Origin of the sequence: Streptomyces sp. DvalAA-14 (genome assembly GCF_900091855.1) — a bacterium.
Lineage (GTDB): Bacteria > Actinomycetota > Actinomycetes > Streptomycetales > Streptomycetaceae > Actinacidiphila.
The window spans coordinates 1-13,537 of the sequence record NZ_FMCH01000130.1 but is presented as its reverse complement, the minus strand read 5'-3'; the positions used below and the strand labels follow the sequence as shown (position 1 = coordinate 13,537).

Here is a 13,537-nt window from a genome sequence, read left to right as displayed (position 1 = left end):
CCGCGCAGCGCAGGCGTCACCGACGCCTACCGCCGTACTGCTGGACCACCGACGGTCTGGACGGCGTGCGCCTGGCGCCGTTCCAGCTGCTCGCCGTCCAGGACCGCAGCCTCGCCGCGCTGCCGCACGACCGGCAGCTGGCGCTGATCGACCGCCTGGCCGCGGCCGACACCAGCGGCCTGCTGCGGACCACCGGCCGGCTGATGGTGGACACCGGGGACGAGGCGTCGGTCGCCGAGGGGGTGCGCTGGTGGCTGGAGCTGACGGAGGCCGGCGGCGAGGGCATGGTCGTCAAGCCGCTGGCCGCGCTGGTGCGCAACGAGGCGGGCCGGCTGGTGCAGCCCGGCGTGAAGTGCCGCGGCCGGGAGTATTTGCGGATCATCTACGGTCCGGAGTACACCCGCCCCGAGCACCTGGCCCGGCTGCGGAACCGGGCCCTGGGCCACAAGCGCTCCCTGGCCCTGCGCGAGTACGCCCTCGGTCTGGAGGCCCTGGACCGGCTGGCGGCGGGTGAGCCGCTGTGGCGCGTGCACGAAGCGGTGTTCGCGGTGCTGGCCCTGGAGTCGGAGCCGGTCGACCCGCGGCTGTAGGGGGGCGGCGCCGGCACACCGGAGCGTGCCGCGCGGCCCCCGGCATGGGAAGGTCTTCTTCCATGGGATTCCACGTGGACTCCGAGACCGGGCGGCTGCGCAGCGTCATCCTGCACCGCCCGGATCTCGAACTGAAGCGCCTGACCCCGACCAACATGGACGCGTTGCTCTTCGACGACCTCCTGTGGGTCCGCCGGGCCCGCGCGGAGCACGACGGCTTCGCCGATGTGCTGCGCGACCGCGGCGTGCGGGTGCACCTGTTCGGCGACCTGCTGCGCGAGACCATGCGGCTGCCGGAGGCGAAGAAGCTCGTGCTGGACCGGGTCTTCGACGAGAAGGAGTACGGCCCGCTGGCCACCGGACACCTGCGGGCCGCCTTCGAGCAGCTGGACGCCGCCGCGCTGACCGAGGCGCTGATCGGGGGCATGACCAAGCGGGAGTTCCTGGCCGGCTTCCCCGAACCGGTCTCGGTCCGCTTCCACGCCATGGACCTGGACGACTTCCTGCTCAACCCGCTGCCCAACCACCTGTTCACCCGCGACACCTCGGCGTGGGTCTACGACGGCGTGAGCATCAACGCGATGCGCTGGCCGGCCCGCCAGCGCGAGACCGTGCACTTCGAGGCGATCTACCGCTACCACCCGCTGTTCGCCGGCGGCGGCTTCCACGTGTGGTCCGAGGGCCAGGCCGCCTACCCCTCCACCATCGAGGGCGGTGACGTGCTGGTCATCGGGAAGGGCGCGGTGCTGATCGGGATGAGCGAGCGCACCACCCCGCAGGCCGTGGAGATGCTGGCCCGCGGTCTGTTCACGGCTGGTTCGGCGCGGACCATCGTGGCCCTCGACATGCCGAAGACCCGGGCGTTCATGCACCTGGACACGGTGATGACCATGGTCGACGGGGACACCTTCACCCAGTACGCGGGGCTGGGCATGCTGCCCTCCTACACCATCGAACCCGGCTCGGGGGAGGGCGACCTGAAGGTCACCGACCATCCGCCGGAGCACATGCACCGGGCCGTCGCGGCGGCCCTCGGGCTGGACGCGATCACCGTGCTCACCGCCACCCAGGACGTGCACGCCGCCGAACGCGAGCAGTGGGACGACGGCTGCAACGTCCTGGCCGTCGAGCCGGGCGTGGTGATCGCCTACGAGCGCAACGCGACCACCAACACCTTCCTGCGCAAACGCGGCGTCGAGGTGATCGAGATCCCGGGCAGCGAGCTGGGCCGCGGCCGGGGCGGTCCGCGCTGCATGAGCTGTCCGATCGAGCGCGACGCGGTGTGAGCGGGACCACGGGACCGAGGAGCCGGGGGCCTGTATAAGAATGCCGACTATCGTATAGAGTTCCGGAGTTCGCCCCGGCCCCCCGACCTAGGAGTCCCCGCATGGCCGTCGACCTCAAGGGCCGGCACTTCCTCAAGGAGCTGGACTTCACCCCCGAGGAGTTCCGCCACCTCGTGGAACTGGCCGCGGAGCTGAAGGCGGCCAAGAAGGCGGGCGCCGAGCAGCAGCGGCTGCGGGGCAAGAACATCGCGCTGGTCTTCGAGAAGACGTCCACCCGGACCCGCTGCTCCTTCGAGGTCGCCGCCGCCGACCAGGGCGCGGCCACCACCTACCTCGACCCGTCCGGCTCCCAGTTCGGCCACAAGGAGTCGGTCAAGGACACCGCCCGGGTGCTGGGCCGGATGTTCGACGGCATCCAGTACCGCGGCCACGGCCAGCGGATCGTCGAGGAGCTGGCGGCGTACGCCGGGGTGCCGGTCTGGAACGGCCTCACCGACGAGTGGCACCCCACCCAGATGCTGGCCGACGTGCTCACCATGACCGAGCACAACCCCAAGCCGCTCGGCGAGATCTCCTACGCCTACCTCGGCGACGCCCGCTCCAACATGGGCAACTCGCTGCTGGTCACCGGCGCGCTGCTCGGCATGGACGTACGGATCGCGGCGCCCCGGGGCCTGTGGCCCGACGACGCGGTCACCGCCGAGGCCCGCCGGCTGGCCGCGGCCACCGGCGCGCGGATCACCCTCACCGAGGACGTCGGCGAGGCGGTGCGGGGCGCGGACCACGTGCACACCGACGTCTGGGTGTCGATGGGCGAGCCGAAGGAGGTCTGGGACGAGCGGATCGCGCTGCTCAAGCCGTACGCCGTCACCGCCGAGGTGATGCGGGCCACCGGCAACGCGCGGGCCACCTTCCTGCACTGCCTGCCCGCTTTCCACGACCTGGGCACCGCGGTCGGCCGGGAGGTCCACGCGCGGCACGGGCTGGAATTCCTCGAGGTCTCCGACGAGGTCTTCGAATCCGAGCGGTCGGTCGTCTTCGACCAGGCGGAGAACCGTATGCACACCATCAAGGCGGTCCTGGTGGCGACGCTGGCCTGAGCGGCCCGGCGTGATCCCCGGCGGCGGACCGGCGCGGGCCCGGGCGGCGGCGGCCCCCCGGACGGGCGGTTCAGGACAGGATGAACCAGACCGCCTTCCCACTGCCGGTCAGCCGGCAGCCCGAGGACGCGCTGAGCGTCCGGATCAGCAGCAGTCCGCGCCCGCCCTCGGCCAGCGACTCCAGCGGGACCGCGTCCGGGGCCACCGACTGGATCGGGATCAGCCGGGTGAAGCCGGCCGGCACCTCGCGCCCCGGGTCGTGCACCTCCACCTGGAAGCCCCGCGCCAGCAGTTCGACGATGAGCTCGATGGGGCCGCCGGGGGTGTGCTCGACGGCGTTGGTCACCACCTCGGCGGTGAGCAGCTCCGCGGTGTCGCAGTCGAAGCCCTCGGCCCGCGCCGGTTCGGCGAGCAGATCCCGGATCATCGCCCGGGCCAGCGGCACTGCTGCGGGGGAGTGGGGCAGCGGTATCCGCCACAGGCTGCAGCGCTCCGGCGTGCCGTCCGGCGCGCATCGCGGGCTGGTCATCGGGTGGGATCCCTTCCTCGTCTCCCTCCAGCGTACGAACCCGGCAATGGAGACAGCGGGGGCATAGCAGTCCCGAGCTGTTTGACACCGTAATCGGTATGGCCGTACCGCCGGGCCGGCGGCGCACCGCGGATCGCGGTACCCGACGCGGTCCCCGGAGTTCTTTCTGGCGCACCGGAATCCGTGACCAGGAAATGCGCGACTCCAGCGAGGAAGTCCGGCAGCGCTGTCGGCAGCCCTTTCCGCGCACTCTTCTCCCTCGGTCGGCGGATTTGACGCGATCCTGCCGGCGCAAACGGAAGCGGCGCCCGGCTTCGGGCCCGAATGACGCCGGAACGACCGACTCGGACCGCTGACGGAGTGCCGGCACCGCCCCGCCGCCTTCCCGGCCGCGGCGGTCGAAGGGATCGATCGAACGAATACACCCGTATTGCGGATAGGGAAAGGTATTACTCAGGAACTCGGCATCCCGTGGACACGACTCCCCTTCGCCCGCGGAGACCTGGCGGCGCGCCGTCGGCGCGCTGGCCGACCGCCTCGGCGGCCCGGTGCTCACCGCCGGCACGGAGGGCTACGACGAGGAGACGGCGGTGTTCAACCTCGCCGTCGCCCATCACCCCGCGGTCGTGGTGGGGGCGACGAGCGCCGCGGACGTCTCGGAGGCGGTGCGCTTCGCCGGCCGGCACGGGCTGAACGTCGCCGTGCTCAATACCGGCCACGGACCGTCCGTTCCGGCCACCGACGACACGCTTCTGATCACGACCCGGCGCATGTCCGACGTGGCGATCGACCCCGAGCGGAAAACCGCCCGGGTGGCGGCCGGAGTGCGTTTCCAGCAACTGGTGGAGGCCGCGACCGCACACGGGCTGGCGCCGCTTCCCGGCTCCTCCCCGGGGGTCGGCGTGATCGGCTACACCCTGGGCGGCGGAGTCAGCTCCACCATGGGACGCGCCTATGGCTGGGCCTGCGACCATGTGACCGCCATCGAGGTGTGACCGCGGACGGTGAACGGCACGAGGTCAGCGAGCGGTCGGAGCCGGAGATGTCCCAGGACGGGAGGCAGCCGGGATTCTTGTCCGCACCCGGGTGATTGTCCTGTCCCCGGGCCCGCCAGCGGGTAGGCCTTGCTGCCGTCCAGCACTTGTGCCCGCCGCAGGAGACCCGGTGACCCGACTGGCCCATTGGTGCTTCGCGCACCGTAAGAGAGTCGTCGCCTTCTGGGTGCTGGCCGTGATCGTCACCTTCGGGCTGAGCCGGGCGATCGGCAGCCACTACAACGAGAGCGTGAGCCTGCCGGGCACCGACTCTCAGGCCGCGGTGAAACTCCTGACGGACAACTTTCCGGCGGCCTCCGGGGAGGGCGACCAGGTCGTCTTCGAGGCGACAGGCGGCGCCACCGTCCGCTCCCCGGCGGTGGAGCGCCGGGTGAAGGCAGCCCTCGGCAAGGTGGCCGCGGTGCCCGGGGTGGAGTCCGTCGTCAGCCCCTACAGCAAGCAGGGGGCCGCGCAGATCAGCGGCGACGACGCGGTGGCGTTCGCCCGGGTCACCTGGCGGCAGAAGGCCGCGAAGGTCACCAAGGACGACGCCCGGCACCTGATCGAGGCCGCGAAGACGGCGGACGGGCCGGGCGTGCGCGTCTCGCTGGGTGGCGCGTCCATCTCCAACGAGGAGAGCACCGGCCCGGGGGTGTCGGTCACCGTCGGCGTGGTGGCCGCGCTGATCATCTTGCTGATCGTCTTCGGCGGGGCCGTCTTCTCGTCGCTGATGCCCCTGCTGACCGCGGCGGTCGCCCTGGTGCTCGGCACCTCGGTGATCAGCCTGCTGTCCCACGCGATGGACACCCCGAGCGTCTCCACCGACCTCGCCGTCCTCATCGGCCTCGGCGTCGGGGTCGACTACGGCCTGTTCATCATCAGCAGGCACCGCACCGCGGTACGGGCCGGCCAGTCCTACGCCGCCGCCTCCGACGAGGCGGTGAACACCTCCGGCCGGACCGTGCTGTTCGCCGGCATCACGGTGTGCATCGCGCTGCTGGGGCAGTTCGCCCTGGGGGTCAACTTCCTCTACGGCCTGTCGGCCTCCTCGGCGATCACCGTCGCGCTGACCATGGCCACCTCGCTGACCTTCCTGCCCGCCATGCTCGGCTTCCTCGGCCCGAAGGTGCTGTCCCGGCGGGAGCGCGCCGCCCTGGCCGCCAAGGGCCCGATCTCGACCGACGCGAGCGGCTTCTGGCTGGGCTGGGCGCGCGCGATCGAGACACACCGGCTGTTCGTCGGGATCTCCTCGCTGGCCGTGGTCGTGGTGGTCGCGCTGCCCATCTTCAGCCTGCGCCTGGGGTCCGCCGGCGCCGGCAACGACCCGGCCTCGTCCACCACCCACCAGGCCTTCACCGCCCTGGCCAAGGGTTTCGGCCCGGGATTCAACGGCCCGTTCCAACTCGTCGGCCGGGTCCCGGGACCGGCGGCGACCACGGCTTTCGCGGACTTGCTGCGCACGGCCGCGCGGACGCCGGGAGTGGCCTCGGTGACCCCGGCGGTGACCTCACCGAACGGCGAGGTCGAGCTGGCGATCCTCTACCCGACCACCGATCCGGGCGCGAGCCGGACCGTCACCCTGGTCAACACCATCCGCCACGACCTGGTCCCCGCGGCCGAGGACGGGACCGGCCTGGTCGTGCACGTCGGCGGCGTCACGCCCACCAACATCGACTTCTCCCGGGTGCTGAGCGGCAAACTGCCGCTGTTCGTCGCGGTGGTGGTCGTCCTGGCGTTCCTGCTGCTGATGGCGGTCTTCCGCAGCCTGCTGATCCCGCTGGTGGCGGCGGTCATGAACCTGCTGTCGGTCGGCGCCGCCCTCGGCGCGCTGAACGCGGTGTTCACCTGGGGCTGGGGCAGTTCGGCCCTCGGCCTGACCGGCACCGGCCCGGTCGACGCCTTCATCCCGGTGCTGCTGTTCTCGGTGCTCTTCGGACTCTCGATGGACTACGAGGTCTACCTGGTCAGCCGGATGCAGGAGGAATGGCACCACCGGCACGGCGCCGCACGCGACGCCGTCGCGCGCAACCACCGGGCGGTGACGGTCGGCCAGGCCAAGAGCGGGCGGATCATCGCCGCGGCGGCCGGCATCATGATCCTGGTCTTCGGCTCCTTCCTGCTCGGCGACCAGCGCGTCCTCAAGGAGTTCGGCTTCGGCCTGGCCTTCGCGGTCCTCGTCGACGCCCTGGTGATCCGCGGTCTGCTCGTCCCCGCCCTCATGCACCTGATGGGCCCCGCGAACTGGGCGCTGCCCGCCCGGCTGGAACGCGTGGTGCCCAACCTCAGCATCGAGGCGACGGACAGCGACGACCACTGAGACCGGCCGGGCACGGGAAGCCGGCCGGGATCCGCGGCCGGGATCCGCGGCCGGGATCCGCGGCCGGGATCCGAGGTCCGGATCCGGACCTCGGCGCCCCGCGCCGGTAAATTCTGTATGCACCCAGGCCGCAGCGGGTGATTGCCTGACAATACCGGACAGGTCGGAGTGGTTTAGGTTTCCGACGCTTCGCGTTAACCAAGGTGTCACCTTCGACGGCGGCGCCGTTCTGTCGCTTCTCTTACGCTGATCGCGACAGCAACTCCCGCACCGCCAAAGGGGAGTTGCTGCCGTACGTCCGTGTCGCGCATCGGCTCCTCGAATTACTTGTGCGGGAGAGTGTTCCGCATCCTTCTGCTTGAGCTCCTACCTTTTTAATCGTCGGCGGCTGTGGGCTACCCTTAGAGTTGACAGGGCCTCAATGAAAAGACGCAGTTGGTCCATCCGTCGCAAATTCACGGCATTGCTGTTGCTTCCCCTGCTGTCACTGGCGGCCTTGTGGGCCTATGCGGCCAACCTCTCCCTCGGCAACGCGCTCACCCTGGAACACGAGAACACCATCGGCAACCGGCTGGCGGCCCCGCTCGGGCGCGCCATCGTCGTGCTGCAGGGCGAGCGGCGCAGTTCGGTGATCGCCGCGGTGGCGCCGGGCGCGGATCCGGCCGGGCTGAACCGCAGTCGCAAGCTGTCGGACGCCGCGGTGGCGGCCTTCCTCAAGCAGGCGCACAACGGCAGCGTCCGCGGTGACGAGAGCGCCGCCGTGCGCAGGGGCGTCGACGGCGCCGAGCGGGCGCTGGGCACGCTCCCGGCGACCCGGCAGGGCGTCGACGCCGGCAAGCTGACCGGTGACGCCGTCCTGGCGGCCTACACCGCCGTCGACAACAGCATCTCCGAGGCGCTGCGCGCCATGACGATCCTGCCGAACCAGGACGCCCAGGACTTCGGCCAGGCGCTGTACACCCTGGTGCCCGCCGGCGACGTGCTGTCCCAGGAGGACGCGCTCATCTCGGCCGCGGCCGCGAGCCCGGCCCACCGGCTGGACCCGGCCGGCTACAGCGCCGTCGTCCAGGACATCGGGACGCAGCGGACGCTCACCGCCCAGGCGGTCGCGCGCTTCCCCGCCCCGCAGCGCACCCCGTTCCTGAAACTCGCGGCGCCCGACGGCTCGCTGGGCCGGATCACGGCCATGGAGGACCAGCTCATCGCGGCCGGACCGGCCGCCAAGAGCCTGCCGTTCCCCATCGAGAGCTGGCGCGGCGCCTACGACGCGGAGGACAAGGCGGCCTCCTCCACCGCGCTGGACGACATCTCGCTGGTCTTCACCCGTACCGGCCCGCCCGCCCGCCGGGCGTTCATCGAACTCGTGCTCGCCGGGCTGCTGGGTCTGATCGCGCTGATCGTCTCCGTCTTCATGTCGATCCGCATGGCACGCTCGCTGATCGGTGACGTCGGCCGCCTGCACAGCTCGGCGCGCAATCTCACCGACAAGCAACTGCGCGACGTGGTGGGCCGGTTGCGGCGCGGCGAGAGCGTCGATGTGCGCGGCGACATGGCCCGCCCGGTCTTCGTCAACCGTGAGATGGCCGAACTGGGCGCCGCCTTCGACGCCCTGCAGCTCACCGCCGTCGAACTCGCCCAGGAGGACATCCGGTTGCACCGCGGGATCAGCGACGTCTTCGTGAACCTCGCCCGCCGCAGCCAGACCCTGGTCCACCGCCAGCTCAGCATGCTCGACGCGATGGAGCGGCACGAGGAGAACCCCAGGACGCTGGAGGAGCTGTTCCGGCTCGACCAGCTCGCCACCCGGATGCGCCGCTACGCGGAAGGCCTGATCATCGTCTCGGGCGCGCCGCCCGGGCGCTTCTGGCGGCACGCGGTGCCTGCCGTGGACGTGGTGCGCGGCGCGATCGCCGAGACCGAGGACTACGCCCGGGTGGTGGTGCTGCCGGTGCCGTCGGTGGGCATCCGCGGGCGCGCCGCCGCCGACGTGATCCACCTGCTCGCCGAACTCATCGAGAATGCCGAGGTGTTCTCGCCGTCGGACAGTGAGGTGCGGGTCAGCCTGGGCACCGCGGCCGGCGGACTGATCATCGAGATCGACGACCGCGGTCTGGGCATGCCCAGCGAGGAACTGGCCGCCGCCAACGCCCGGATCGGCTCCTCGCTCGACGTGAGCACGCTGGACAGCACGCGGCTCGGCCTGGTGACGGTCGGCCGGCTGGCCCAGCGGCACGCCATCAGCGTGTCGTTGCGGCAGTCCCCGTACGGCGGGGTCAACGCGGTGGTGCTGATCCCGCAGGACCTGCTGGAGTGGGAGCCGGCCGCCATCCCGCCGCCCGGGCCCGCCCGGCCGGCGCCCGCGCCCGGCCAGCGGCATCCCTGGATGCGGCCCGGCGGTGACGGCGAGGTGCTCGGCGACAGCGCCGAGCCGATGCCGATGTCCGCGCCGTACGCCGGCCAGGCGGCCGGCGGTCCCGCGCCCTCGGGTCCCGTGCACGCCGCCCAGGCGTATCCCGCCCAGGCACATGCCGCCCAGGCACACACCGCCCAGGGCTATTCCGCCCAGGCCCACAGCGCGCCCGCGGCCGGCTGGCCCACCTCGCCCGGCCCGGGCGGCGGTTACGTACCGGCATCGTCCTTCCCGCCGGTGGCGGAGTACGACGAGGCGGACATGATCGACGGCTTGCCGCGCCGGGTGCCGCAGGCCAGCCTGGCCCGTGAACTGCTCAACGAGTCCGAGGAGATGGACGCGGGGCGGCTGATGGACTGGGGCGGCTCCGGCGCCGCCCCCGACCACCAGTCGGCCGGATCCCCCTCGTCCTGGGCACCGTACGAGGAGACCGGCGACTTCCGGGACACCGGCCCGTCCCACGGCACCGGGTCGTTCCACGGCCCGGGGCCGTCCCAGGACCCCGGCTCGTACGCCGGGCAGTGGCCGGGCGGGAGACGTCCGGAGCGGGCGGGCTACGGGCTGCCGGGCTACGAGAGTCCGGCCGGGCGGCCCGAGCAGGTGCGCTCGATCATGTCGGCCCTGCAGGCGGGAGCCGCACGCGCACGGGTCGGCCACGGCTCTCCGCCGGGGGACGGCAACAGCAACGGCGGCGGCTACAGCTTCGGCAGCGGCCACGCCAGTGGCCAGGTCCCGGCCGGCGGTCATCGGGCCGGCGCCGCCCAGGCTCCGTTCCCCTCGCACAACCAGTACTCCGACCAGGGAAGGCACGGCGAGCAATGACGCAGTCCAACGTCTCCGAGATGAGCCCCAATCTCGACTGGCTCCTGAGCGACATGGTCCGGCAGGTGCCGGAGATCGGCCATGCCGTCCTGCTGTCGACGGACGGTCTGCTGCTCGGTGCCTCCGGCGAGATGAACCGCGACCAGGCCGAGCGGCTGTCCGCGGTCGCCTCCGGCTTCCACAGCCTGGCCAAGGGCGCGGGCCGGCACTTCGGCGGCGGCGCGGTGCGCCAGACGATGGTGGAGATGGAGGCGGGATTCCTCTTCGTCTGCGCCGCCGGGGACAACGCCTGCCTGACCGCGCTGACGCCCGAGGGCGCCGACATCGGTGTGGTGGCGTACGAGATGGCCATGCTGGTCAAGCGGCTCGGCCGCCACCTGTCGGTGGACTCCCGCCTCGAACCGGCCCCGGGCCCCAGGATGGTGATGTGACACCGGCCGAATGGGTGGACGACGCGGCCGGCCCGGTCGTCCGCCCGTACGCGATGGTGCGGGGGCGGACCCGCAGCGAGCGCTACCTGTTCGACCTGGTGGCCTTCGTGGTCGCGGTGGTCGACAACCTGCAGCACTGGGTGGAGATGCAGCCCGAGCACCAGGCCATCCTCACCATGTGCCGCCGCCCCCGGTCGGTGACCGAAGTGGCGGCCCGGATGAACCTGCCGGTCGGGGTGGTCCGGGTCCTGCTCAGCGATCTGCTCGACGCGCGGGCCATCCGGGTCCGCGAGCCCGCCGATCCGGTCGGGCGGCCGAGCGTCCAGGTCATCAGAGAGGTGCTCGAAGGGCTTCGCGCGCTGTGAGGCGGACCGTCGCGCGGCGCGTGCCGCGCGCGTGGCCGGCTGCGGGACGGGGACCGGAAAACGCGGAACAAGCGGTCGGGCGGCTCCCCGAGCGGGGCGGCCGGAGGCACAGGACAACGGGTTGAAAGGCGTGTTCGCAATGTCAGAGGTGCTACGGGACGGTGGCCCCGCCACCCCCGGTGACGATATGCCGGAGGCGGTGAAGATCCTCGTCGCCGGCGGCTTCGGCGCGGGAAAGAGCACGCTGGTGGCGGCGGTGAGCGAGATCGTGCCCTTCCACACCGAGGAGATCCTCACCCGCTCCGGCATCGGTGTCGACGACCTGGCCGGGGTCGAGCGCAAGGGGACCACGACCGTCGCCATGGACTTCGGCAGGGTCACCATCCACAACCGGCTCGCGCTGTTCCTCTTCGGGACGCCGGGGCAGGACCGCTTCTGGTTCATGTGGGACGAACTGGCGGCCGGCGCCCTGTGCGCGGTCGTGCTGGCCGACACCCGACGGCTGGCCTCGTCGTTCCCCGCTGTCGACTACTTCGAGCGGCGCGGGCTGCCCTTCGTCGTCGCCGTCAACTGCTTCGAGGGCGCCCGCACCTACCCCACCGAGACGGTCCGGGCGGCACTGAGCCTCGGGCCGCAGGTCCCGGTCCTCCTGTGCGACGCCCGGGTGCGCGAGTCCGCCAAGGAGATCCTGATCCACGCGGTCGAGCACGTCCTGGCCATCGAGACCCGGCGCAGCGCCCTCACCTGAGACCGCATCGGGAGCCGGCGCGACGGACGGACCGGGGGACAGCGGCGAACACACGCCGACAGCGGCGAACAGACCTCGACAGCGGCGAACAGACAGGCGACAGACATCGGATGACAGACCGGCAGATCTGGTGCGGTGTCCGTTCGGTTCCCCTCCCGAACGCGACATTGGTCCGACTGGTGGTGCGGAGCATTGACGCGCCCGGGGTGGCTGGCTAACTTCGCGGAGAGCGCTCTCCTCCTGTCCTCGGCGTCCCCACGCGTCCGACCCCCCGGGAGTCCCCCCATGCGAATCTCCGGACTGATCGGCGCGGTCCTTCTCGCGCTCGGTCTGACAACGATGTCTATCGGCGCCGCCTCCGGCGCTCCGTCCCCGTCCCCGGCCCCCGCCCGGGCTTCGGCCTCAGCCTCGGCCGCCGCTGCCGCCGCCATCTGCAACAAGTACTGCGACGCGCGGGACCCGTCCCTGAGCCCCCAGGATCGGCAGCCGGTCACCGCCACGCTCTTCTCCCGCTCGATCGTGCTCCACTTCGACGACACCGACGCGATGGGCTGGGCGTCCATCGACAACGGCAGCCCCACCGACGAGGTATGGCTCGACCGCTCGATGGACGGCGGCCGGACCTGGTCGGACGGCAGCAAGCTCGGCGACACCACCGTGCCCACCGGGCAACGCGGCTGGCGCACCCAGATGTTCAACGTCGACGACTGGAACGCCTTGGGCGTCGGCGCGCTGCGGGCCTGCGGCAGGGCCGGGGACCGCACCGACATCGCCTGTACGTCCTGGGCCCGTACCACCTGGAACGCCGGCAGCCGCTCGACGGCCGCCGCCACCGCCCTGATGATGTCGTTCGACCGCGGCACCAAGCTCTTCGGCGGCAACGGCTGGTGGACCGGCGCCAACGCGCTGACCGCCGTCATCGACAACGCGCGGACCAGCGGTATGGGCAGCTACGAGTACGCCATCGCCCAGACCTACGACGCCAACCTCGGCGCGCAGGAAGGCAATTTCACCAACAACTACCTGGACGACACCGGTTGGTGGGGCCTGGCCTGGGTCGACGCCTACGACCTGACCGGGGACAGCCGCTACCTCGCCACCGCGCGGACCGATGCGGACCACATGTTCGCCTACTGGAACGGCACATGCGGCGGCGGCGTCCAGTGGGCCGAGAACAACACCTACAAGAACGCCGTCACCAATGAGCTGTTCCTCCAGCTCACCGCGGCCCTGCACAACCGTATCCCCGGCGACACCGCCTACTTGAGCCGGGCTCAGAACGAGTGGAGCTGGTTCCAGCGCAGTGGGATGATCAACGGCGACCACCTGATCAACGACGGCCTCAGCGCCTCCTGCGCCAACAATGGCCAGCCCACCTGGACGTACAACCAGGGTGTCGTGCTGGGCGGGTTGACGGAGCTGTACCGGGCCACCGGTGACGCCGGCCTGCTCACCACCGCGCGCACCCTGGCCGGCGCCTCCACGGTGAAACTCGCGACCAACGGCGTGCTGCGCGAGCCCGGGGAGGGCGACAGCTGCACCGGCGACGGCCCCTCCTTCAAGGGCGCCTACGTCCGCGGACTCGGCCGGCTCAACGCCCAGTTGAGCGACCACCCCTACACCGCGACGATCTCCGCCTGGGCGAACTCGGCGTACGCCCACGACCGCAACAGCCTCGACCAGTACGGCCCGCACTGGGCCGGCGGCAACGGCACCACCGACTACGGCTGCCAGCAGAGCGTCCTCGACCTCCTCAACGCGGCCGGCTGAGCGAGCCGTGAGCGTGTCCCCCCACCAAGGATGAGGATCAGTGACCGTGATGAACAGACGTCTCACCACCGCCTTGACCGTGCCCGCACTCGGTCTTGGTCTCGGCCTGGCCCTGGGCGCCGCGCTCCCCGCCGC

10 protein-coding genes and 1 pseudogene are annotated in these 13,537 nt (G+C 71.6%); 10 read left to right on the top strand and 1 reads right to left on the bottom strand.

The window, feature by feature from the left end; all coding sequences use genetic code 11:
* The 3 genes and pseudogenes from GA0115240_RS06005 to argF form a co-directional block, all read left to right on the top strand.
* A pseudogene (locus tag GA0115240_RS06005) lies at positions 1 to 590 on the top strand (polynucleotide kinase-phosphatase); the annotation flags it as partial.
* A 62-nt stretch (positions 591 to 652) separates the two neighbouring features.
* Positions 653 to 1,876 carry an arginine deiminase gene (locus tag GA0115240_RS06000; protein WP_093735610.1) on the top strand — a complete coding sequence of 408 codons (1,224 nt, stop codon included), beginning with the start codon at positions 653 to 655 and terminating at the stop codon, positions 1,874 to 1,876.
* Positions 1,877 to 1,977: 101 nt separating this feature from the next.
* Positions 1,978 to 2,976, top strand: coding sequence for an ornithine carbamoyltransferase (gene argF, locus GA0115240_RS05995; RefSeq protein WP_093735609.1), 999 nt, complete (start codon positions 1,978 to 1,980; stop codon positions 2,974 to 2,976).
* A gap of 70 nt (positions 2,977 to 3,046) precedes the next feature.
* Here the strand turns inward: argF and GA0115240_RS05990 are convergent, their stop codons facing one another.
* A complete protein-coding gene (locus GA0115240_RS05990) occupies positions 3,047 to 3,505 on the bottom strand; it encodes an ATP-binding protein (protein ID WP_093735608.1) in 459 nt (152 codons plus the stop codon).
* 548 nt (positions 3,506 to 4,053) lie between these two features.
* On the opposite strand from GA0115240_RS05990, the gene GA0115240_RS05985 reads away from it, so the two are divergent.
* The 7 genes from GA0115240_RS05985 to GA0115240_RS05955 all read left to right on the top strand — a co-directional run bounded on the left by GA0115240_RS05985 (position 4,054) and on the right by GA0115240_RS05955 (position 13,402).
* Positions 4,054 to 4,500 (top strand): FAD-binding oxidoreductase, encoded by a 447-nt coding sequence (locus GA0115240_RS05985; RefSeq protein ID WP_202451074.1) that lies wholly within the window; start codon positions 4,054 to 4,056, stop codon positions 4,498 to 4,500.
* 169 nt (positions 4,501 to 4,669) lie between these two features.
* Positions 4,670 to 6,856, top strand: a complete 2,187-nt coding sequence (locus GA0115240_RS05980) for an MMPL family transporter (protein WP_093735606.1) — start codon at positions 4,670 to 4,672, stop codon at positions 6,854 to 6,856.
* Positions 6,857 to 7,319: 463 nt separating this feature from the next.
* Positions 7,320 to 10,088, top strand: coding sequence for a sensor histidine kinase (locus GA0115240_RS05975; RefSeq protein WP_161302033.1), 2,769 nt, complete (start codon positions 7,320 to 7,322; stop codon positions 10,086 to 10,088).
* Entirely contained in the window at positions 10,085 to 10,519 is a 435-nt protein-coding gene (locus GA0115240_RS05970) for a roadblock/LC7 domain-containing protein (protein ID WP_093735604.1), read from the top strand. Before GA0115240_RS05975 ends, GA0115240_RS05970 begins: the two co-directional genes overlap by 4 nt.
* Positions 10,516 to 10,884 (top strand): DUF742 domain-containing protein, encoded by a 369-nt coding sequence (locus GA0115240_RS05965; protein ID WP_256069569.1) that lies wholly within the window; start codon positions 10,516 to 10,518, stop codon positions 10,882 to 10,884. Before GA0115240_RS05970 ends, GA0115240_RS05965 begins: the two co-directional genes overlap by 4 nt.
* A gap of 187 nt (positions 10,885 to 11,071) precedes the next feature.
* Positions 11,072 to 11,632, top strand: a complete 561-nt coding sequence (locus GA0115240_RS05960) for a GTP-binding protein (RefSeq protein ID WP_370673285.1) — start codon at positions 11,072 to 11,074, stop codon at positions 11,630 to 11,632.
* Positions 11,633 to 11,917: 285 nt separating this feature from the next.
* Complete coding sequence (locus tag GA0115240_RS05955) at positions 11,918 to 13,402, top strand: glycoside hydrolase family 76 protein (RefSeq protein WP_093735602.1); 1,485 nt, start codon at positions 11,918 to 11,920, stop codon at positions 13,400 to 13,402.
* Positions 13,403 to 13,537: the final 135 nt, after the last annotated feature.

Bases quoted from the DNA above. Each gene is read 5' to 3' on its own strand.
- GA0115240_RS06000 (WP_093735610.1), top strand. From the start codon at position 653: ATGGGATTCCACGTGGACTCCGAGACCGGGCGGCTGCGCAGCGTCATC.
- argF (WP_093735609.1), top strand. From the start codon at position 1,978: ATGGCCGTCGACCTCAAGGGCCGGCACTTCCTCAAGGAGCTGGACTTC.
- GA0115240_RS05990 (WP_093735608.1), bottom strand. From the start codon at position 3,505: ATGACCAGCCCGCGATGCGCGCCGGACGGCACGCCGGAGCGCTGCAGC.
- GA0115240_RS05970 (WP_093735604.1), top strand. From the start codon at position 10,085: ATGACGCAGTCCAACGTCTCCGAGATGAGCCCCAATCTCGACTGGCTC.
- GA0115240_RS05960 (WP_370673285.1), top strand. From the start codon at position 11,072: ATGCCGGAGGCGGTGAAGATCCTCGTCGCCGGCGGCTTCGGCGCGGGA.
- GA0115240_RS05955 (WP_093735602.1), top strand. From the start codon at position 11,918: ATGCGAATCTCCGGACTGATCGGCGCGGTCCTTCTCGCGCTCGGTCTG.